Source organism: Methylomonas sp. BW4-1 (genome assembly GCF_052474385.1).
The window spans coordinates 3,373,868-3,395,806 of the sequence record NZ_CP184125.1 but is presented as its reverse complement, the minus strand read 5'-3'; the positions used below and the strand labels follow the sequence as shown (position 1 = coordinate 3,395,806).

General features: G+C 50.9%; 18 protein-coding genes and 3 tRNA genes. 13 read left to right on the top strand and 8 right to left on the bottom strand.

Going from position 1 to position 21,939, the window contains the following annotated elements; translation table 11 throughout:
• Nucleotides 1–7: 7 nt before the first annotated feature.
• The 7 genes from rplM to def all read right to left on the bottom strand — a co-directional run bounded on the left by rplM (nucleotide 8) and on the right by def (nucleotide 7,281).
• The gene (gene rplM, locus ACH5Y9_RS15715; RefSeq protein ID WP_020482941.1) at nucleotides 8–436 is read right to left on the bottom strand and encodes a 50S ribosomal protein L13; all 429 of its coding nucleotides are present in this window, start codon (nucleotides 434–436) and stop codon (nucleotides 8–10) included.
• Nucleotides 437–509: 73 nt separating this feature from the next.
• Entirely contained in the window at nucleotides 510–1,871 is a 1,362-nt protein-coding gene (locus ACH5Y9_RS15710) for a sigma-54-dependent transcriptional regulator (RefSeq protein WP_445366759.1), read from the bottom strand.
• The gene (locus ACH5Y9_RS15705) at nucleotides 1,868–4,024 is read right to left on the bottom strand and encodes a sensor histidine kinase (RefSeq protein WP_171696293.1); all 2,157 of its coding nucleotides are present in this window, start codon (nucleotides 4,022–4,024) and stop codon (nucleotides 1,868–1,870) included. The genes ACH5Y9_RS15710 and ACH5Y9_RS15705 overlap by 4 nt, the downstream gene beginning before the upstream one ends.
• On the bottom strand, nucleotides 4,006–4,572 hold the full coding sequence (locus tag ACH5Y9_RS15700) for a DUF4390 domain-containing protein (RefSeq protein WP_445366758.1): 567 nt from the start codon (nucleotides 4,570–4,572) through the stop codon (nucleotides 4,006–4,008). The genes ACH5Y9_RS15705 and ACH5Y9_RS15700 overlap by 19 nt, the downstream gene beginning before the upstream one ends.
• Nucleotides 4,547–5,842, bottom strand: a complete 1,296-nt coding sequence (rsmB, locus tag ACH5Y9_RS15695; RefSeq protein ID WP_445366757.1) for a 16S rRNA (cytosine(967)-C(5))-methyltransferase RsmB — start codon at nucleotides 5,840–5,842, stop codon at nucleotides 4,547–4,549. Before rsmB ends, ACH5Y9_RS15700 begins: the two co-directional genes overlap by 26 nt.
• Nucleotides 5,839–6,765, bottom strand: coding sequence for a methionyl-tRNA formyltransferase (fmt, locus tag ACH5Y9_RS15690; RefSeq protein WP_445366756.1), 927 nt, complete (start codon nucleotides 6,763–6,765; stop codon nucleotides 5,839–5,841). The genes rsmB and fmt overlap by 4 nt, the downstream gene beginning before the upstream one ends.
• Nucleotides 6,766–6,777: 12 nt before the next feature.
• Nucleotides 6,778–7,281, bottom strand: a complete 504-nt coding sequence (gene def / locus ACH5Y9_RS15685; protein ID WP_033158876.1) for a peptide deformylase — start codon at nucleotides 7,279–7,281, stop codon at nucleotides 6,778–6,780.
• A gap of 280 nt (nucleotides 7,282–7,561) precedes the next feature.
• Here def and ACH5Y9_RS15680 point away from each other — a divergent pair, with 280 nt between their 5' ends.
• The 4 genes from ACH5Y9_RS15680 (at nucleotide 7,562) to topA (ending at nucleotide 12,573) form a co-directional block, all read left to right on the top strand.
• Nucleotides 7,562–8,593, top strand: coding sequence for a LysM peptidoglycan-binding domain-containing protein (locus ACH5Y9_RS15680; protein ID WP_033158877.1), 1,032 nt, complete (start codon nucleotides 7,562–7,564; stop codon nucleotides 8,591–8,593).
• Between the two features lie 68 nt (nucleotides 8,594–8,661).
• A complete protein-coding gene (dprA, locus tag ACH5Y9_RS15675; RefSeq protein WP_445366755.1) occupies nucleotides 8,662–9,759 on the top strand; it encodes a DNA-processing protein DprA in 1,098 nt (365 codons plus the stop codon).
• 8 nt (nucleotides 9,760–9,767) lie between these two features.
• A complete protein-coding gene (locus ACH5Y9_RS15670; protein WP_020482932.1) occupies nucleotides 9,768–10,235 on the top strand; it encodes a DUF494 family protein in 468 nt (155 codons plus the stop codon).
• A gap of 16 nt (nucleotides 10,236–10,251) precedes the next feature.
• Nucleotides 10,252–12,573, top strand: a complete 2,322-nt coding sequence (gene topA / locus ACH5Y9_RS15665; protein WP_445366754.1) for a type I DNA topoisomerase — start codon at nucleotides 10,252–10,254, stop codon at nucleotides 12,571–12,573.
• A 2-nt stretch (nucleotides 12,574–12,575) separates the two neighbouring features.
• On the opposite strand, the gene ACH5Y9_RS15660 is transcribed toward topA, so the two are convergent.
• The gene (locus ACH5Y9_RS15660; RefSeq protein ID WP_445366753.1) at nucleotides 12,576–13,034 is read right to left on the bottom strand and encodes a DUF192 domain-containing protein; all 459 of its coding nucleotides are present in this window, start codon (nucleotides 13,032–13,034) and stop codon (nucleotides 12,576–12,578) included.
• A gap of 69 nt (nucleotides 13,035–13,103) precedes the next feature.
• Here ACH5Y9_RS15660 and ACH5Y9_RS15655 point away from each other — a divergent pair.
• From ACH5Y9_RS15655 to ACH5Y9_RS15615, 9 genes are all read left to right on the top strand, one after another.
• A tRNA-Leu gene (locus tag ACH5Y9_RS15655) sits at nucleotides 13,104–13,187 on the top strand.
• Nucleotides 13,188–13,295: 108 nt separating this feature from the next.
• Entirely contained in the window at nucleotides 13,296–14,591 is a 1,296-nt protein-coding gene (tig, locus tag ACH5Y9_RS15650; protein WP_415880132.1) for a trigger factor, read from the top strand.
• A 46-nt stretch (nucleotides 14,592–14,637) separates the two neighbouring features.
• On the top strand, nucleotides 14,638–15,243 hold the full coding sequence (clpP, locus tag ACH5Y9_RS15645; RefSeq protein ID WP_171697797.1) for an ATP-dependent Clp endopeptidase proteolytic subunit ClpP: 606 nt from the start codon (nucleotides 14,638–14,640) through the stop codon (nucleotides 15,241–15,243).
• Between the two features lie 103 nt (nucleotides 15,244–15,346).
• Nucleotides 15,347–16,624 carry an ATP-dependent Clp protease ATP-binding subunit ClpX gene (gene clpX / locus ACH5Y9_RS15640; RefSeq protein ID WP_020482927.1) on the top strand — a complete coding sequence of 426 codons (1,278 nt, stop codon included), beginning with the start codon at nucleotides 15,347–15,349 and terminating at the stop codon, nucleotides 16,622–16,624.
• A 172-nt stretch (nucleotides 16,625–16,796) separates the two neighbouring features.
• A complete protein-coding gene (gene lon, locus ACH5Y9_RS15635; protein WP_171696286.1) occupies nucleotides 16,797–19,214 on the top strand; it encodes an endopeptidase La in 2,418 nt (805 codons plus the stop codon).
• Between the two features lie 207 nt (nucleotides 19,215–19,421).
• Nucleotides 19,422–19,694 carry an HU family DNA-binding protein gene (locus tag ACH5Y9_RS15630; RefSeq protein WP_020482925.1) on the top strand — a complete coding sequence of 91 codons (273 nt, stop codon included), beginning with the start codon at nucleotides 19,422–19,424 and terminating at the stop codon, nucleotides 19,692–19,694.
• A 13-nt stretch (nucleotides 19,695–19,707) separates the two neighbouring features.
• A tRNA-Val gene (locus ACH5Y9_RS15625) sits at nucleotides 19,708–19,783 on the top strand.
• Between the two features lie 6 nt (nucleotides 19,784–19,789).
• A tRNA-Asp gene (locus ACH5Y9_RS15620) sits at nucleotides 19,790–19,866 on the top strand.
• Between the two features lie 98 nt (nucleotides 19,867–19,964).
• A complete protein-coding gene (locus ACH5Y9_RS15615) occupies nucleotides 19,965–21,833 on the top strand; it encodes a SurA N-terminal domain-containing protein (protein WP_445366752.1) in 1,869 nt (622 codons plus the stop codon).
• Nucleotides 21,834–21,939: the final 106 nt, after the last annotated feature.

Here is a 21,939-nt window from a genome sequence, read left to right as displayed (position 1 = left end):
TACCTGCTTAGAATTCTAAAACTTTAGGTTGCTGAGATTGATGATTATGCTCAGAACCTGCGTAAACTTTCAATTTTTTGAACATGGCGCGGCCCAATGGATTTTTGGGCAGCATGCCTTGTACGGCGGTGGTGATGATCCGGTCCGGGAAAGTTTGTCTTAACTTGCCCAAAGAAGCTGACTTCATGTTGCCGACATAACCGGTATGGCGGTAATACATTTTGTCTTTTTCTTTGTTGCCGGTCACGCCGATTTTTTCGGCGTTGATGACGATGATGTAATCGCCGGTGTCAACGTGTGGTGTGAATTCGGGTTTGTGTTTTCCGCGAAGACGTCGTGCAATTTCAGTAGCAAGGCGACCTAATGTCTTTCCTTCTGCATCAATCACGTACCAATCGCGCTTAACTTCTGCGGGCTTTGCACTAAATGTTTTCATCTTTGCTTTTTAGTCTGTTGAGGCTATAAAAACCGTGAATTGTACTTAATAGGGGCGTTAACTTCAAGTCCAATTAAAGCTTAATTTTCAGGGAGTGCAATTTTCGGTATAAGTGCGTGCGCTCCATGCCGATAGCCGATGCCAGTTTGGCGACGCTGCCGCCGGTTTTTTCGAAATGATATTCCAGGTAGGATTTTTCGAAATGGTCGCGGGCTTCCTTCAGCGGCAAATTAAAAAACTCCGGTACATTCAAGCCTAGTTTGGGTTGTTCGGCGATCGAACCCAGCGCGGTTTTGACTTCGTCAAGCTCAATGTCGTCGCCGGCACCGAGTATCATCAGCCGCTGTACCAGATTACGCAGTTCGCGTACATTACCCGGCCAGCTGTAATTACGCAAATAATTTTGCGCGGCCATCGAGAAACGCCGGAACGGCAGCTTTTCCTGGGTGACGAAATGATCGACATAAAAATTCAACAGGCTGGGTACGTCTTCACTGTGTTCGCGTAGCGGCGGAATCTCCAGTGTCACGACGTTCAGTAAATAGTAAAGATCCTGACGGAAGCGGCCGCTGTTGACTTCTTCTTCCAAAGACATGCGGGTGGAAGCGACGACTCGTACGTCAACACGCACCGCTTGGCTGCCGCCAACCCGCAGGAACGAGCTGGATTCCAGCGCACTCAGCAAGCGAGTTTGAGTTTCCGGGTCCATGCCGCCGATTTCACCCAGAAATAGCGTGCCGCGATGAGCTTGTTCCAACAGGCCGCGATATACTCGGCCGTTGTCTTCGCGGCCGAAAAACTCCACCGCCGAGTTTTCCGGGGAGATACTGCCGACCGACACATCAACAAACGAGCCGTCGCGCCGCGAACTATTGTTGTGCAAATAGCGGGCGAACATTTCCTTACCGACCCCGGCTTCGCCGACGAATAACACTCTGGCGTCGTGCTGAGCCAGGCGCTTTAACTTATCCTTGGTGCGTTCCACCACAGCACTTTTGCCGACGGGGTCCACGCCTATCATCAACTGTTGTTTCAATCCGGCGTTTTCGCGTTGCAAGGAACTGGTCTCCAACGCGCGTTCGACGATCAACAATAACTTAGCCAGCGACAGCGGTTTTTCCAAAAAGTCATACGCTCCAAGCCGAGTTGCCTCCACCGCGGATTCTACCGAGGCATGCCCGGACATCATGACCACCGGACAAAGCGAATCGTCTTCGCTGACCCATTCCCGCAGCAGCGTGATGCCGTCGCTGTCCGGCATCCAGATGTCCAGCAGGATCAGATTAGGCGGGCGCTGATTTTTCAGGGCTTTAGCTTCCGTGGCGTTTTCCGCCATGGCGACATCGTAACCTTCATCCTCAAGAATTTCCGACACCAACTGACGAATGTCCTGCTCGTCATCGACCACCAAAATATACGGTGCTTGCTTATTCATTTAAAGTTCCCAAATTCAAAAACCGGCAGCTGCAGTAAAAACCCCGCGCCGCCATTATAAGACGTATCCACCCAAATCACCCCGCCATGTTCTTCCACGATCTTTTTGACAATAGCCAGGCCCAGGCCGGTACCTTTGGCCTTGCTGGTTACGTAGGGGTCGAAAATGGTTTCAAGCTGTTCCGCGTTCAAGCCGTTGCCATTATCGTAGATGCCCAATTCGACATAGTCGGTGTTGTTCCGGCTGACTTTGGCGATTTTGATCTCGATGCGGCAGGGCGCCGTAGTGGCCTCTTGGGCGTTTTTGATCAGGTTGTGCAGTACTTGACGCAGGCTGACCGGATCCGCTTCGACCAGCACTCGGTCGCTTGCAAACTTGGTGCTGAAAACAATGCCGGAGGGCAGGTATAAAGCCACGACTTCCTGAATCAGGTCAACCAGATTGATTTTTTCCACTTGTTTCTTGGACGGGCGGGCGTATTCGGAAAAATCGTCCACCATGCGTTTCATCGCTTCCACCTGCTGGACGATGGTGCGAGTGCCGCGTTGCAGAAATTCGGCGGAGCCATCCTGTAATTCCTTGGAGAGTTTGTGCTGCAAACGCTCGGCGGACAGCTGGATCGGCGTCAACGGATTTTTGATTTCATGCGCCAGACGCCGCGCCACTTCGCCCCAGGCTGCGTTTTTCTGTGCCTGAATCAGGTCGGTGACATCGTCGAACACTACCACCGCACCGGTGCGGGCACCGTGCTGCGAGAACAGCGGCGTACCTCGGCACAACAGTTCCTGACGGCCGTTGGGGCCGAGAAACACGATGCGTTGCTCCCAGATGTCGTCGGCTTTTTCCAGCAGGCTTTGGATCGCATTGAGTACATCGGCTAGTTCGCTGTGCAGGGTCGCCAAAGTCGGTAAAGTCTCGCCGACGAAATGACTGACCGGGATATGTAAAATCCGGTAGGCGGCCTGGTTGGCGGTACGGATGTAAAAGGCGGCGTCAAAACTGATCACCCCGGCCGTGAGATTGGCCAGGATGGTTTCCAGATACGCGCGTTGGTTTTCCACTTCCAGACCGGCAACACGGGTTTCGTCGCGGGAGCGGGCGATGCGCCGGGTCATTTGATTGAAGGATTCCACCAAAAAGCCCAGATCATCCTGATTCATCACCGGTAGTTGTTGCTGATAATCGCCGTCGGCGACCGCTTGCGTGCCTTTTACCAGCTCTTTAACCGGCGCGACGATGTTGCGGATGCTGATAAAAGCCACCCAAATCGCAGCCAACAGGCTGAGCAGCAACACCAGCAGCAGGATTAGCGAGAAGCTGGTTTTCAGCGAGTCACGCAGGAAATTCATTTCCTGGTAACGGATGAAGGCAAATTCAATCGAGTCGGCCAAGTCGGTTACCCGCACGGGAATCGGAAACAAGGCTTGCAAAAATCGGCTTTGATCGGCTTCGATAGCCACGATGATACGCACCAGCATTTCATCATTATCGCCGGGATCGAAAGCAAAATATTCCTTATTCTGCCGGAGCTGTAGCCAGATTTGTTCATCGGGAAGGTGCGGCAAAATATCGCTGGGGTTGACGCTGCTGGAGGCCAATACCCGGCCTTGATTGGAAAATACTGCGATTTCCAGCGCTCCGGAATCCGCCCATAACGAGCCCACTTCCATTGCGATAAGGGCCTCCGATTTGTCGCGGAGTTGATCGGCCATTTGCTTGGTTTGCTTGATATGCCAGTTCATGCGTTGATTCAGCGAGGACTGGCTCAACTCCAGTGCATCGTCCATCGCCCGGTCTATTTCCACGTTAAACCAGCTGTCTATGCCTTGATGCAGAAATTGCACGGAGAAATAAAACACGATGGCCGCCGGCGCCAAAGCCAGCAAGACGAACAAGGACACCATGCGCGTGGTCAGCCGGGAGCCGGCTTCCTTTTTCTTTAACTCCCGCACCAGCGAATAGGTGTTGAACGCCACCAAGCCCAGCAAGATCACCGATCCCAGCGTGTTGATGACCAACAGCCAGGAATACATTTCGCCGAGTTCCGATGATTCTTGGGTGGCGCTGCTCATCAATTGCAGCGACAGCAATACGAAGCCGAACAGCAGGATAATCGTGGCGCTGGCCGGTAATTTTATTTTTGAATGGGCCATGTGTGCCAGGCGCTAGAAAGAAACCACTGGTTGTCCAGATAGGCGACCGGACGCAGCGGTATTGGCAACTGCTCGCGGTTGAATTGAGTTTTTACCGCCAGGAGGTAAGGTGTGCCGCCCACAACAAGTTCTGCGGGAATTGGCATGCTGTCATGCACCGCGGACATGAAATTCATGGCCGCGCTCAAGGTTAAAAACATTTCGCTGCGGTCGAACGGGGTTTGCACCACATATTGATTCAGCAAGGCATGGAATTGCAGGCTGTAAGTCAGTTTGTGTTTATGGATTATCGTATCCCACAGCACCCCGGGTTGGCGCAGTTCTATCGCGACGTCCCAGGTTAAGCGCACACCTTTGTGCAGCGCTTCTTTGGCAGTCGGACTGAGCTGGTAATCGATATGAGCCTGCACGTCATAACCGTCATCGACACGATCCAAATCGGCATATTCGATGCGCGCGGCATATTCGCCGGCTTCAGCCATGCCTGGCGCAATGTGCAGGCAGAGCATCAATGCCGCGTAACTAAGGGGCTTTGTAAAGCTTGGCATAATAAAAGCCGTCCATTTGCCGGTCACCGGTGATGATTTGCCGGCCGTGCGGACGGGACATGCCCCAGTGCGCCTCGATATGAATTTCGCTGGCATTGCTGTGTCGGGCAAGGAAAGCGGCAATTTGCGCCTCGTTTTCCTGCTTCAATACCGAGCAGGTGGCGTACAGCAAGATGCCGCCAGGTTTTAGTAATTGCCAGGCGTTATCAAGAATCTTGGTTTGCAGCGCTTGCAGGGCGGCAATATCGTCGGCGCGGCGCAGTATTTTGATGTCGGGATGCCGGCGGATCACGCCGAAGCCGGAGCAGGGCGCGTCCAGTAGTATCCGGTCGAATTGGCGGTCGCCAGCCCATGATCCGGATTGACTGGCATCGGCGGCTAAGGTTTCGGCTTGTAAGTTTAAGCGCTGTAAATTATCGGTCACGCGCTGCAGGCGTTGTTGATCGACATCGACCGCCAACAGGCCGCCCAAAGCGGGTTGGCGCTCCAGAATCGCCGCCGTCTTGCCGCCCGGCGCGGCGCATAGATCCAGCACCTGTTGGCCGGGTAGGGCATCAAGCAGTTCTGCGGCCAGTTGGGCGGCAGTGTCCTGCACTGAAACTCGGCCTTGACTAAAGGCGGGCAATTGCTCGACGGCCAAGGCTTGGTCTAGTCTAATCGCCGTCTCGCAGCAGTCTACCGGTTGGGCGGCGATGCCTTGCGCGGCAAGTTCGTCCAGATAAGCGGCTCGGTTGCCTTGCAACAGGTTGACACGCAAAGCCATCGGCGGTGCCTGGTCGTTGGCGTGTAGGATTTTTTCGTAATGTTCCGGCCAGTCTTGCTTGAGCACATCCAACATCCAGTTCGGATGGTTGTAGTGGGCTTGGGTGTCCGCGGCGCAGGCTTGCTGCAAGGTTTCGACCTCGCGTAAATATTGTCTGAGTATCGCGTTAACCAAAGACTTGGCCCAAGGTTTATGGCTGGTGGCGGCGACCGTTTCCGATACGGCGGCGTGCGATTTAACCCGCATGTGTTGCAGTTGATACAGGCCGATTAGCAGCAAGGCTTTAATGTCGCCGTCTTTTTGTTTGAGCGGCTTGCTGAGCAAGCGGCCCAGCATAAAATCTAGTGCGTAGTAATGGCGGATGACGCCGTAGCACAAGGCTTGGACGAAAGCCCGGTCTTTGATATCCTTGATTTTGGGCAGGCCGTGTCCCAGCGCGGCGGTCAGCGATTGGCCGTCGTTGAGAACGTGGGCGAGGATCTGTGCCGAGCAGCCGCGCAGATTCATAGGCCAAGCATAACGCGGTCAGAGGGGTGGGCATTCATAAAGTCTTTGCCGGCTATGCGTTTGCCACCGGGGAGTTGCACTTCCAGCAGGCGCAGCACACCGTCGCCGGTGGCGACATCCAGTGCGTGTTCCGCGCAACGGATGGTGCCGGGTGCTTGTTCTGCCCGTCGATCAAGCACCTGGCTGCGCCAGACCCGCAATACTTGGCCTCGATACAGGGTCTGCGCTACCGGCCAGGCATTCAGGCCGCGGACTTTACGATCCAGTTCTACAGCAGAGTTTTGCCAATCCAAGTTGGATTCCTGTTTTTCCAGTTTGTGGGCGTAAGTAACCAGCGCTTCGTCTTGCGGTTCCGCTTGCAACGAGTCATTGGCTATCTGGTCGACCACTTTAACCAGCCCTTCGGCGCCCATTTGCGCCAATTGATCGTGCAGGCTGCTGGATGTGGCGTCGGCGCTGATCGGGCATTCGGCTTTGTATAGCATGTCGCCGGCATCGAGTTTTTTTACGACTTTCATGATGGTGATGCCGGTTTTAGCATCGCCCGCCATGACGGCTCGGTGAATCGGTGCCGCGCCGCGCCAGCGCGGCAGCAGCGAACCGTGCACATTGATACAGCCTTGTTGAGGTATGTCCAAAACCGCTTGCGGCAGAATCAGACCGTAAGCGACGACGACCATTAAATCGGCATCCAGTGCCGCTAATTGGGCGATAGATTCTGGGCTTTTGAAGTTTTCCGGCTGATACACCGGAATGTTGGCGGCTACGGCCAGGGCTTTGACCGGGCTGGCGGTCAGCTTGCGGCCACGGCCGGCCGGCCGGTCGGGCTGAGTATAAACCGCGCAGACTTGATGCGGCGAATCCAGCAAGGCTTTTAGGGTAGGAACCGCAAAATCCGGCGTACCGGCGAACACGATTTTCATGGGATGTCCTGATTAGCCTTGCGACTTGTGAATTTTATCCAGCTTGGCTTTGATACGATTGCGCTTGAAAGCCGAGAGATAATCAACGAATAACTTGCCTTCCAGATGATCCATTTCATGCTGAATGCAGACAGCCAACAAGTCGCGCGCTTCCAGTTCAAAGCTTTCGCCGTCGCGGTTTAACGCCTTGACTTTGATATGTTCGGCGCGGCTGACTTTTTCGAAAAAGCCCGGTACGGACAGGCAGCCTTCTTCGGACTCTTCGACGCCGTCGCGCTCTATGATTTGCGGATTGATCAGGCAGATCGGTTCGTCCTTGTTCTCGCTGACATCCATCACGATCACGCGCTTATGCACATTTACCTGGGTAGCCGCCAAGCCCACGCCCTTGGCGGCGTACATGGTTTCGATCATGTTATCGACCAAGGTTTTGATGCTGTCATCGACTGTGTCTACCTCGGCCGCGACGTTGCGCAACCGTTTATCGGGAAACTCCAGAATTTTAAGAATACTCACCCATCACTCCACTTGCGAACTGTAATAGTGGGATTTTATCCGAAATTGCCTTGGGTTTGAATGTGAAGACTAAATAGGGCCGGGTTTAGTCTGGAACGGCTCGTGCTGGCATAATGCCCGAATTAATCTAAACTGTGCGGCAAATCGATGGTTGATTTTTTACGCATTTGTTTCAAATTGGACTGGGCGGCATGCAAAGCAGCGGCGCTTGCCGATTTTGCATTTGGACGCTTCGTCCGGCGGATTTTGAACGGTTTTATAAGCTCTGGCAGGATAAATTATGTTTTTTCGCGCGATACTGGGAATATTGATACCACTGGTTTTTGCCGCAGTGGCTTGGGCCGACGAGCTGAAAATAAACCCCAATCATCCCGATCAGTACACGGTTGTTAAAGGTGATACCTTGTGGGACATTTCCGGGAAGTTTTTACAGCACCCCTGGGAGTGGCCGCAGCTTTGGCATAACAATCCGCAAATCAAGGATCCGCATTGGATCTACCCGGGCGACACCTTATATTTTTCCTACGTGAACGGTGTGCCGCGCTTGAGCTTCTCACCGGATGGTAATGACGAAAAACTGTTGCCGCGCGTGCGCGAGTCCGATATTGATCAAGCCATTAAAATGATTCCCAGCGATGCCATCGTGCAATTCTTGAATTCGCCGAAAGTCGTCACCGCGGAGGAGTTGCAGCAGGCGCCTTATGTCATCGGCTTTGTCGGTGAACATTTGATCGCCGGGGCAGGAGACGGTGTTTACGTTCGGGCCATCGAAAACCCGCCAGGCTTGGGGTATACCATTTACCGGGCAGGCAAAGCCTATGTCAGTCCGGTTACCAAGGAAATTTTGGGCTACGAAGCGCAATATATCGCTGATACCACGCTACAGGAACCGGGTGATCCGGCCACCTTGCTGATTAATAAATCCGATATGGAAATTCAACGCGGCGACCGCTTGATGCCTACTTCTGAGGGTGAGTTAGCCTTAAATTATTTTCCAAGACCACCTAAGCATCAGGTGGTGGGCAGCATCATTCAGGTGAAGGGTGGTGTGTCGCAGATCGGTCAGCGCGATGTGGTGGTTATCGATAAAGGTACTGCCGACGGTTTGGAAGTGGGGCATACCTTGGATGTGTATCGCAAAGGGCATGTCGTCGTGGATAGATATCAATCCCAGGAAGCTGTGGCGGTGAAAATGCCGGATGAACTGGCCGGCGTGTTGATGGTGTTTCGGCCGTTCGAACGGGTCAGCTATGCATTAGTGATGCAGGCAACCGCTGCGATGCACACGCTGGATAGAGTGCAAACGCCCTAATGGATGCCCGAGCTAACGATATTCAATCGGGTTGGTTTAAGCCGCTCCGGTTTGTTCTTTAACCTGTTTTGGAAGCCGCGCTCAATCCGCAAATCAAGTACTGGCTGGCGATGCTGCGTAGTCCCGGCGTCGGCAGTCAGGCCATTCAGCGCTTGCTGGCACATTTTGAGCCAGAACAGATATTCTCGGCATCGCGAACCACTTTAACTGGCTTGGGCTTCAGCGAAAAGCTCATCGATGCGCTGCAAAAACCGGATTGGCAAAAGGTCGAAGACGATATTGGTTGGCTGGAGCAAGCCGGAAATTATGCGTTGACCTTGGACGATGCCGACTATCCGGCGCAACTGAGAGAAATTGCAAATCCTCCCCCGGTTTTATTTGTCAAAGGCAATCCTGCATTGTTGCTTGAGCCGCAATTAGCAATAGTCGGTAGCCGTAACCCTTCTCCCGTCGGCGTCAGCACGGCAATTCAATTTGCAGAGACATTGGCTGCAGCCGGGTTTGTCGTAACCAGTGGCTTGGCCTTGGGCATCGATGCCGCGAGTCACCTAGGTGCTTTAAACGTAAACGGGCAAACCATAGCCGTGGCCGGCACCGGTTTGGATCGAGTTTATCCGGCTTGCCATAAGCAATTGGCTACCCAAATAGTTGAGCATGGTGCGCTGGTCTCCGAGTTTCCACCCGGTACTGGTGCCAAAGCCAATCACTTTCCCAGGCGAAACCGCATCATCAGCGGTTTGTGCGTCGGATTATTGGTGGTCGAGGCCGCCCAGCAAAGCGGTTCGTTGATCACCGCGCGCTTGGCGCTTGAGCAGAATCGTGAGGTTTTTGCGATTCCCGGTTCGATCCACAACCCTTTGGCGCGCGGTTGTAATGCGTTAATTCGCCAAGGCGCCAAATTAGTCGAAACCGCGCAAGATATTTTTGAGGAATTAGGTCATTATAATCAAAGGTATATGCGATCCGAGTCAGAATTAGATCAGACTTCGCTTGACCTGGAGCAGCAAAATCTATTGAAATTGATTCCGTACAGTCCCACAACGGTCGATGCTCTGGTCCAAGAAAGCGCTTGGTCGGCGGAAGAAGTTTCCTCGACGCTGTTGGTGCTGGAGTTACAAGGCTACATTGCCGCACTTGCCGGTGGTGGCTACCTCAGAGTCAAATAAAGGTTCTAATGAAAGAAGATATTTTCGATGTGCTCATTTATCTGTTTGAGAATTATCTGGATGGCGACAGCGATAACTATCCGGATACTGCCGTGATTGCCAGCGAGTTGCTGGATGCGGGTTTTCAGCAGCCTGATGTCAACAAGGCGTTCGACTGGCTCGAGTCTTTGGCCGAAATTGAGAGCATCACACCGGCGGTTTCCTCTTCGTTCCGCATTTTTAGCGGTCAGGAAATCTCCGTATTCGACATGGAGTGCCGGAATTTCTTGATGTATCTCGAGCACAGCGGCATCTTGACACCGATTAATCGCGAGATAGCGATTGATCGGGCAATGGCCTTGAAAGACGAAAATATTACGCTGGATAAATTGAAATGGATTGTATTGATGGTGTTATTAAGTCAACCCGGCGATAGTGCCGCTTTTTCCCGAATGGAAGACATAGTTTACGACTTGATACCCACTTCTTTACATTGATTTTTCTACGGATAGCATGAGCAAAAGTTTAGTCATTGTAGAGTCGCCGGCAAAATGCAAAACCATCGAAAAATATCTGGGTAAGGACTTCCAGGTATTGGCCTCTTACGGTCACGTCCGCGACTTGATTCCCAAAGAGGGGGCGGTCGATCCGGAAAACGGTTTTGCGATGAAATACCAGGTGATTGATCGCAACCAACGCCATCTGCAAGAGATAGGCAAAGCGATAAAAAATGCCGATACGCTTTATCTGGCGACTGACCCTGATCGCGAAGGCGAGGCGATTTCCTGGCATGTGTTCGAGCATCTCAAGGAGAAAAAACTGCTAAAAGACAAGGAAGTGCGGCGGGTGGTGTTTCATGAAATCACCAAAAAGGCCGTCACCGAGGCTATCGCCCATCCCACCGAGTTATCCAATAATCTGGTCAACGCGCAACAGGTTCGGCGCGCTTTAGACTATTTAGTCGGTTTTAATTTATCGCCGTTGCTGTGGAAGAAAATCCGCCGCGGCTTATCCGCTGGTCGCGTGCAAAGCCCGGCGTTGCGGATGATCGTCGAACGCGAAATGGAAATCGAGGCGTTCAAGACTCGTGAATACTGGTCGCATACCGCCGAAGCCAGCGCGCAAGGCTTGCCGTTTAAAGCCAAATTAACGCATTTCAACGGCGAAAAACTGAATCAATTCAGTTTTACCAACGAAGCGCAAGCCACTGAAGTCAGGCAAAACTTATTGGAAGCCGCCGATGGTCAGCTGATCGTCGCCAAGCTAGAAAAAAAGCAACGCAGTAAAAATCCGGCGCCGCCGTTTATCACTTCGACCTTACAGCAGGAAGCAGCTCGCAAGCTGGGTTTTACCACCAAGCGGACCATGATGGTGGCGCAACAGCTTTACGAGGGTATCGATTTGGGCGGTGAAACCGTCGGTTTGATTTCCTATATGCGTACCGACTCGGTTAATTTGGCCGAAGAGGCGCTTGCCGATATTCGGGCGCTGATCGCGGAAAAATATGGCGCCGATGATGTGCCGAAAGAGCCGCGCCGTTTCAAAACCAAATCTAAAAACGCTCAGGAAGCTCACGAGGCGATTCGGCCGACGTCCGTGCAGCGTTTGCCCGAACAGGTGAAAGACCGGCTCAGCGCGGAGCAATTCAAGCTCTACGATCTGATCTGGAAGCGTACCGTCGCCTGCCAGATGATCCACGCCACCTTGAATCAAGTGGCGGTCGATCTGAATTGCGGCAGCGATAAAAATGTATTTCGCGCTACCGGTTCTACGGTAACCAATCCCGGCTTCATGAAGGTGTATCTGGAAGGCGTGGACGACAGCAAGGAGGCAGCCGACGATCAGGATAGCCTGTTGCCGCCGATGGAAGAAGGGCGGCCTGTTGTATTGAATGAAATTGCAGCTACCCAGCACTTTACCGAGCCACCGCCGCGTTACAGCGAGGCGAGTCTGGTAAAAGCCTTGGAAGAACATGGCATCGGCCGGCCGTCCACTTATGCGACGATAATCTCGACCTTGCAAAACCGAGAATATGTGACAATCGACAACAAGCGGTTTTATCCAACGGATGTGGGGCGCATTGTTAACAAGTTCTTGACCGAGCATTTCACAAAATACGTCGATTACAGTTTTACCGCTAATCTCGAAGACGATCTGGATGCCGTGTCGCGCGGCGAGAAGGATTGGATCCCATTGATGAACGACTTCTGGCGGCCGTTTACTCAGTTGATCAACGAGAAAGAAGAAAGTGTACAGCGCAAGGATGTGACTCAGGAAAGTATCGACGAAAAATGTCCGGAGTGCAGCAGTCCGCTGTCGATTCGTTTGGGGCGGAATGGCCGTTTTATTGGATGTACCAATTATCCGACGTGTTCGTATACACGAAATTTGGGGGATGACAATGCCGGCGCTACGTCTGCGGAACCGGAAGTGGTGGAAGGGCGGGTGTGTCCGAAATGCGAGTCGACGCTGGTTATAAAGACCGGCAAGTATGGCAAGTTTGTCGGTTGTAGTGGGTATCCTAAATGCAAACACATCGAGCCCTTGGAAAAGCCTTCAGATACCGGGGTTGAATGTCCGCAGTGCAAGAATGGGGCGATCCTAAAACGCAAGGCGCGTAGCGGGAAGATTTTTTATTCTTGCTCGGAATATCCAAAATGCGATTATGCCTTGTGGGACGCGCCGCTCAAGGAAAGTTGCCCGGATTGTAATTGGCCGATTTTGACCTTGAAAACCACCAAGCGCCGTGGCACCGAAAAAGTTTGTCCGCAGAAAGAGTGCAAATACGCAACACCGTACGAGGGTGATCCGGACGACGCAAACGGACCGGCTTGAGCCTAGGGTAGTGCGACTGTTTGCCCGACCTGAATTGCGTGTTTGTCGATAAAGCCGGCTGGTAGTTCCAGTATGTATCTGGCCGGGACTTTGGAATCATAAATTCGGCACGGGTCTTTGGCACAGGGCTGTAAATCTTTTAACAGCCCTACAATTTGGCCGTCACCCGCTAAAAACAACACGTCCAAAGCCAGTAGGGTATTTTTCATCCATACCGCGCGATGGGTCTGATCCGGATAGACAAACAGCATGCCCTGGTCCTCGGCAAGTGTCTGCCGAAACATCAATCCGTGCTCGCGTTCGCTTTCGTTAGCGGCGATAGCCGCGTAGACGATACGTTGTTGATTTACAAATCTGATGGGGTGGTTGAACTCGGTAAACCCGTTTGCTGAAGCCTGCGCGCTGCTGAGCGTCATAATAAAAGCGACGCCGAAAATGGTGCTGGAAAGATAAGAGTGCATGCGCGATGTCAGTAATATAAGGTTGTCTTTAAAGATGCGGCTGATTATAATGCCGCGTTCAATTATTTAGCGAGCGTGGCGAAATTGGTAGACGCGCTGGATTTAGGTTCCAGTGGTAACCCCGTGGGAGTTCGAGTCTCCCCGCTCGCACCATATCCTGCGTTATTCGTAACGATACGACCTTAAGTTCCCCAGATCTAAACATCGCCGGCCGGTCTCCCAAAATATAAAACCGTATTTTTAATTTTTTGAGGTAATGCAATGCAAGTTTCTGTCGAGAAGACATCAGAGTTAAGCCGAAAAATGACTGTTAGCATTCCTGATGCCGTGGTTCAGGAGAAAATGGAAACTCGCTTTAAAAAACTCGCGCGCGAAGTCAAAGTGGACGGATTCCGTCCGGGTAAGGTGCCCGCGAGTATGGTAAAAAAGTTGTACGCCGATAGAGTGAGAAACGAAGTAACCGGTGACTTGATTCAATCGACTTATTTTGAAGCGTTGCAACAACAGGATTTAAACCCCGCCGGTCATCCGCATATCCATCCTACCGAGAAAGCCGAAGGTTTTGAATATATCGCCGAGTTCGAAGTTTATCCGGAGATCGTTCTGGACGGCGTTAGCGCATTGAAAGTGGATCGCCCCTCAGCAACTGTGGAAGAGGCTGATGTCGATAACATGATCGAAAAACTGCGTCAGCAAAAGAAAACCTGGAATACGGTCGAACGCGCTTCGCAGGATGCTGACCGCGTAACCATTCATTTCTCCGGCGTGGCCGACGGCGAGAATTTTACCGATGGTAAAGTCGAAAATTACCAGGTGGAAATCGGCGGCAAACAAATGATTCCCGGTTTTGAAGACGAATTGAAAGGCTTGGTCGCCGGTGCGAGCAAAACGTTTTCTGTGACCTTCCCAGAGCAATACAACAGTGAAAAATTAGCTGGCAAAGTGGCCGAATTTGAGATCGAATTGGTTAAAGTAGAAGAGCCGGTTTTACCTGTCGTCGATGCGGAATTTATCAAGGCTTATGGTGTTGAAGACGGTGATGCGGCCAGTTTCCGTAGCGATGTGCGGGCTAACATGGAAAGAGAGCTGAACCAAGGTCTGAAAAACAAGTTGAAAAATGCGGTGATGGATGCGTTATACGAGAACATTGTGATAGCGATGCCTAACGCATTGATCGATCAAGAAATTCAAGCGTTGATGAAGCCTTATGCCGAACGCGCGAAAAACATGCGTTTGAAATTGGAAGACCTGAACTTGCCTAGGGATGCATTTGAAGCTCAGGCCAAGCGTCGAGTGGCCTTGGGTTTGATTCTGGGTGAAATCATCCAAAAGAATGACATCAAGGTCGATGCCGATAAAGTGCGTGCGGTCATTGATGATATGGCGAAGAGTTATGAGCGCCCCGAAGACGTTGTGAACTGGTATTATGCCGACAAGGCCAGGCTAAATGATGTGCAGCAGATGGTCTTAGAGGATCAAGCTGTTGCATGGATTGTCAGTCAGGCTAAAATCACCGACGTAACAGTTGGTTTTGATGATGTCATGGAAAAACAGTAACGAATGAGGGCTAAACGTGTTTAACCAAAATGTGATGAGCGAAATGATGGCGCCGCAAGCGGCGGGCGGTCTAGTGCCTATAGTGGTTGAACAAACAGCCCGTGGGGAAAGATCGTTCGATATTTATTCCCGTTTGCTGAAAGAGCGGGTAATTTTTCTAGTTGGTCAAGTGGAGGATTACTCGGCTAATCTGGTGGTAGCGCAATTGCTGTTCCTGGAGTCCGAGAATCCTGATAAGGATATACATTTGTATATCAACTCTCCCGGTGGCTCAGTGACAGCAGGGATGTCGATTTACGACACCATGCAATTTATCAAGCCGGATGTCAGCACCATGTGTATCGGTCAGGCCGCCAGTATGGGGGCGCTGCTGTTAGCGGGTGGTGCGCAGGGTAAGCGCTATTGTTTGCCTCATTCCAGGGTGATGATTCATCAGCCTTTGGGGGGGTTTCAAGGCCAAGCCTCGGATTTTGATATTCATGCCCGGGAGATTTTGGCTATTCGTGAGCGGTTGAACAAAATCCTGGCCCATCATACCGGGCAACCGTTGGAAAAAATTCAGCAAGATACGGATCGAGATAATTTTCTGAGTTCTCAGCAAGCGGTTGATTACGGTTTGATCGACAAAGTATTGACTAGTCGTATTGCCTGATAAGTGTCGCGTCGCTTCGTCAAGACTGCGACGTGATTTGAATATTGGTTTTTGATATATTTCATCGCCATGACGAGGTAATGTATCACGGTGGAGTCTGTCTATGAGTAGAGACAAGAAAGGTAAAGACGATGAAAAACTTCTTTACTGTTCTTTTTGCGGTAAAAGTCAAAATGAAGTCAGGAAACTGATTGCAGGTCCATCCGTTTATGTTTGCGACGAATGTGTGGAATTGTGCAACGACATCATCAGAGATGAGTTGCTGGAAGATGAAATGTCCGTGGCCGGTGGTGCGTTGCCTAAGCCGAAGGAAATCAAGCAAGAATTGGATGGTTATGTCATCGGTCAGGAAAATGCCAAAAAAATTCTGGCCGTGGCTGTTTACAATCATTACAAGCGCTTGCGCAGCAACAGCAAAAAGAACGAAGTCGAGTTGGCGAAAAGTAATATCTTGCTGATTGGGCCCACGGGTTCCGGTAAAACCTTGTTAGCCGAAACCTTGGCCAGATTGCTGGATGTGCCTTTCACCATAGCAGACGCCACCACGCTGACCGAGGCTGGTTATGTCGGTGAAGATGTTGAGAACATCATTTTAAAGATTCTGCAAAAGTGCGATTACGACGTGGAAAAAGCGGAGACCGGGATCGTTTATATCGACGAAATCGATAAAATCTCCCGCAAATCCGATAACCCCTCCATTACGCGGGATGTGTCTGGAGAAGGCGTGCAGCAGGCCTTGCTAAAACTTATTGAAGGTACTGTTGCTTCTGTGCCGCCGCAAGGCGGTCGCAAGCATCCCCAGCAGGATTTTTTGCAGGTGAATACTGCCAATATCTTGTTTATCGTGGGTGGCGCTTTTGCGGGTTTGGATAAGGTCATCAAACATCGCACCGAGAAGGGCGGTATCGGTTTTTCTGCGGAAGTTAAAACCAAGGACGATAAGCGCAACGTCGGCGAGATTTTTGCCGATGTGCGTTCCGAGGATTTGATTAAGTACGGATTGATTCCGGAGTTTGTTGGTCGTCTGCCGGTTATCGCTACGCTGGACGAGTTGGATGAGGCCGCGCTGATTCAAATTCTGACACAGCCCAAAAATGCTTTGATCAAGCAGTACAAGCATTTGTTTGAAATGGAAGGTGCAGAGCTAGAGTTTAGAGATGATTCGTTAGCGGCGATTGCCCGCAAATCGATGGAACGAAAAACCGGTGCCAGAGGTTTGCGCACAATTGTCGAGAATGTGTTGTTGGATACCATGTACGAACTGCCTTCCAACGACAAAATATCGAAAGTTGTCATCGACGAAAACGTCATTTTGGGTAATTCGGAGCCAATTTTGGTTTACGAAGCAGAGCAAAAGCTGGTGGCTTCGGACGCTTCTTAGATAAGGGGCTTTGAACGTTTCTCGCGCTCTCGCGAAGAAATAACCAAAAAAGGGGGCTTTTTCAATAAAGCCCCCTTTTTTTTGCCTGAAATTAAAGATACTTGTTTTCTGGGAGTTCATCCTCATATAGGATGACATCCAATGTTTTGAGCTGCTCAAGGGAGCAAATGAAATGACCGAGTTAAAAACCAAAGATGAATTAATTCCTGTCTTGCCGTTACGGGACGTGGTGGTCTATCCGCATATGGTGATTCCATTGTTTGTCGGTAGAGGTATGTCGATTGATGCCCTTGATGCCGCCATAAAACAAGACAAACAAGTGTTGCTGATTGCCCAGAAACAGGCCGATGTCGATGAACCGGGTTTTGATGACTTATACAGGGTCGGTACCTTGGCCAACATCCTACAACTGTTGAAATTGCCGGACGGTACGGTGAAAGTATTGGTTGAAGGCAGTCAGCGCTGCTCCGTAACAAAATACCAAGAAGTTGATAATTATTGCGCGGCCAGCGTCGTCGAGTTGAGTGACGAATTAAATATTTCCGAACAGGAAGCGGAGGTTTTGCAGCGGACCGCGATTAATTCGTTTGATCAGTATGTGAAATTGAATAATAAAATTCCGCCCGAAGTGCTTAATTCCCTGGCCGGCATTGACGACCCAAGCCGCCTGGCCGATACGATGGCGGCGCATATGGCTTTAAAAGTTGAAGAAAAACAGCTGATGCTGGAAATGGTCGATGTCGCCAAACGTCTGGAAAATTTGATGACCTTGATGGAAGGTGAGGTCGATATTTTGGAGATGGAAAAGAAAATTCGCGGCCGTGTTAAAAAACAGATGGAAAAAAATCAGCGCGAATACTATTTGAATGAGCAAATGAAGGCTATTCAAAAAGAGCTGGGCGAAATGGACGAAGCCAGCAATGAGATCGAAGAACTGGAAAGAAAAATTGCCGCGGCCGGCATGTCCGCCGAAGCGAAAACCAAGGCGACGGCCGAGCTGAATAAACTGAAAATGATGTCGCCGATGTCCGCGGAAGCCACGGTTGTACGCAATTACATCGATTGGATGGTCAATGTGCCTTGGAAAAAGAAAACCAAGGTTCGGCACGATTTAAAAGTCGCCGAAGAGGTGTTGGAAGCCGAACATTACGGCCTGGATAAAGTAAAAGAGCGGATACTTGAATATCTCGCCGTGCAGCAACGTGTTAAAGCGTTGAAAGGGCCTATTCTGTGTTTGGTCGGTCCTCCGGGGGTTGGTAAAACCTCTCTGGGTCAGTCGATTGCACGGGCCACCAATCGCAAGTACGTGCGAATGGCGTTAGGCGGGGTAAGAGACGAAGCGGAAATTCGCGGACACAGGCGTACCTACATAGGCTCTATGCCCGGTAAAATTCTGCAAAATCTGTCGAAAGTCAAAACCCGGAATCCCATGTTCTTGCTGGACGAGATCGACAAGATGGCGGCAGATTTTCGCGGTGATCCCGCTTCCGCGTTGTTGGAAGTGTTGGATCCGGAGCAAAACCATACTTTCTCGGATCATTATCTGGAAGTCGATTTCGATCTATCCGACGTGATGTTTGTGGCTACCGCGAATACGATGAATATCCCGCCTGCCTTGATGGACAGGATGGAAATAATCCGTTTGGCTGGTTATACGGAAGATGAAAAAATCAACATCGCCATGCGCTTTTTGATTCCGAAGCAGATAAAAAACAACGGTCTGGCAGAGTCGGAAATTTCCATCTCCGAAGCAGCGGTCAAGGATATTATCAGATACTACACGCGGGAAGCGGGTGTGCGCGGACTGGAACGGGAAATTTCGAAAATTTGCCGAAAAGTCGTGAAAGACCTGTTGTTGAAATCCCGAAAAAGTCGAACCTCGGTTACCGAGAAAACACTGGACAAGTATCTAGGCGTCAGACGCTTTAGCTATGGCATGGCCGAAGACAGCGATCAAATTGGTCAAGTGACAGGTTTGGCATGGACTGAAGTCGGCGGTGAGTTGTTGACGATTGAAACTGCGGTAATGCCGGGTAAGGGCAAACAGTTAACGACCGGTAAGCTCGGCGATGTGATGAAGGAGTCGATTGAAGCGGCGGTCACGGTGGTCAGGAGTCGAGCTAATATCTTGGGAATCGACAGCGATGTGTTCCAAAAAAATGATATTCACATTCACGTTCCGGAGGGCGCGACCCCAAAAGACGGGCCTAGTGCCGGTATTGGCATGTGTACCGCTATTATTTCAGCTTTGACCAAAATTCCAGTGCGTGCTGATGTGGCGATGACCGGAGAGATTACCCTGCGCGGTGAAGTACTACCGATTGGCGGACTGAAAGAGAAATTGTTGGCTGCGCATCGCGGCGGCATTGCGACAGTGGTGATTCCGGCGGAAAACGAAAAGGACCTCGCCGAGATCCCGGAAAATATCAAACGTAATTTGGCGATTAAGTGTGTCCGTTGGATAGATGAAGTGTTGGAGTTGGCTCTACAGCATATGCCCACCCCCATTGCTGCAATCCCGGTGGCAGAAATAACTGAAACTGCCGCCAGCAAGGCAGAGGTAAAAAAGCCGGGTGTTGTTGCCCATTAAAAGTTGAGTCGGGTCGGCGGAAACCATCAGCGTCGTGGCTTCCGCGGACTTCTGTGCTTGACATCGCTTGCAGGCGATTGATATAAATGTCGACCTCTCGCACCAGGAGAGGCTGTAAATCGGGTTGGTGGAAAACCGGTTAGTGGACAAATCCAAACATTTGTTTGCTGAGCATAATTAATACAACGACATCCTAAGGGGAAATAAATGAATAAATCGGAACTTATCGATGCAATCGCCAGTGCGTCCCAGTTAACTAAAGCTGATGCAGGGCGGGCTTTAGATGGTTTTATCAAAGCAGTAGAAGATGCTTTGAAACAAGGCGATTCCGTTGCCTTGGTTGGCTTCGGCACATTCGATGTTAAAGAAAGAGCAGAGCGTAAAGGCCGCAATCCGCAGACAGGTGAAGAGATCACCATTAAAGCCGCGAAAATTCCTTCATTTAAAGCTGGCAAATCTTTAAAAGATGCTGTAAACTAGCCGCTCTTTAGTCGGGTGCTTAGCTCAGCTGGGAGAGCATCGCCCTTACAAGGCGAGGGTCGGGGGTTCGAACCCCTCAGCACCCACCAGACTTTGGAGCGGTAGTTCAGTTGGTTAGAATACCGGCCTGTCACGCCGGGGGTCGCGGGTTCGAGCCCCGTCCGCTCCGCCAAAACAGAAACCTCGGGCCGTATGGTCCGAGGTTTTTTTTTGCCTGTTAATTTTATGGCCTGAAGCGATCGGGTTTAATACTGTTTAAGGACAGCGTTTATGCTTTTAGAGATTAGAGAAAAGGTGCACGGTCTGTTTGCATCAATCATATTGATTTTGATTTGTGTGCTTTTCGGATTGTGGGGCATCCAAAACTACCTTGGCGGCGGTAAAGAGGCCCCGGTGGTGTCTGTGGGAGACAAGGAGTTTTTTCAGCGGGATGTCAGTCAGGCCTATCAGCAATATGCGCAAAATCTGGCAGGCATGAAATTCGACGAAGAGACGATAAAAAAACAGGCTTTGCAAAAGCTGGTTCGCGACGAGGTGTTGTTGCAATACGTTCAGGATCAAAACCTGTTGGTTAGCGATGAGACGGCCAGGGACTTCATTCAAACTCTCGAGTATTTCCAAAAAGACGGAAAGTTCGATAAGACGCAATACCAAACCATGCTCGGTTCGCAAGGCATGTCTTCCGCCGAGTTCGTCAATCGCATCAAAAAAGCTTTGGTGATGGAGCAATTCCAAAGAGCCGTGGTAGATAGCAGCTTTGTCACGCAGGCGGAAATCAACAACTTCTTTAAAATCCAGAACCAAACCCGCGATGTGGAATATTTGACCGTGCCGTTAACGGTTGTCAGTCAACAGCCTGGCGAAGAGGAAATTACCGCTTATTATCAGCAGCACCAGGACTCGTATCAGACTCCCGAGCAGGTGGCTATCGAATACGTTGAATTATCATTGGATAAATTGGCCGCAGATATTAGCCCTACCGAAGAGCAGTTAAAGGCTTACTACGAAGAACAAAAAGTCCAATTCACTACGAAAGAGCGCAGAAAAATCAGCCATATTCTGTTCGCGTTCAACAAGGATAAAACGGCCGACGATTTAGCGCTGCAAAAAGCCCTGAAAGCCAAACAAGATTTGAAAAACAAGGATTTCGCTGCCTTAGCCGCCGAAGTGTCCGACGATAAATTAACCGCTAAAAATGGCGGCGACCTGGGTTTATTTAATGTCGGCGTGATGGAGAAAGCCTTTGAAGATGCCGCAAGCAGCTTAAAATTGGGCGAAGTCTCCGAGCCCGTTAAATCGGCTTTTGGTTATCATTTAATTAAAGTCACCGAATTGATACCGGGCGACGTAAAGCCTTACGAAGCGGTAAAAGCCGAAGTCAGCAAGGCTTATCAAAAAGCGCAGGCCGAAGCCAAATTTAATACCTTGGCCGAGAAAGTTGCCGAAGTCAGTTATGAAAATCCTGATAGTTTGGCGGCGGTTGCGCAACTGTTGGGTGGAGCGACCAGCAAGACCGAAGCGTTTACTCGCACCGCGGGTGAAGGTATCGCTGCCGACGAAAAAGTTCGGGCGGCTGCGTTTTCCGACGAGGTGTTAAAAGGCAGCAACAGCGAGCCGCTGGAAATTGGCGGCGACAAAGTCGTGGTGTTGCGTATGTTATCGCATCAACCTGCCGCCAGCAGAGAGCTCAAGGAAGTTAAGGCTGAGGTCATTGCCGCGATTCAGCAAGAGAAAGCAAAACAACAGGCCGTCGCCACTGCCGATAAAGTGAAGCAGGAATTGACGGGCGGTAAAACGCTTGCGCAAATCGCCGAAGCGCTGCATTTTCAGACCAAAAAAATCAATGGCTTGACACGCACTGCCAGCGAATTGCCGGCGGCTGTCACTCAAGAGATTTTTAGAACCGCCAAACCGAAGGCCGGTCAGCCTAGCGTGGCGGTAATCGACGAAGCCAAGGGCGGTAAATTGGTGGTTAGCGTCAACAATGTACACGAGGGTGTCATGTCGGATAGCGATAAGAGCAAGCAAGCCTTGATTGCCAAAAACATCTCTGCCGCCTTCGGCAAGGCGCAGATGGAAGCCGTATTGAATGCGTTGCAGACCAAAGCCGAGATCGTTATCAATACGCAAAAACAGTAAACCGTTAGGTGGACCTGCAAAAAGGGAGCTTAGCGCTCCCTTTTTTTTGCTTGATTAAGCGGTTAGCTGCTTAGCAAAGAGGATGTTGTTGCGGATTTTAGTTAGA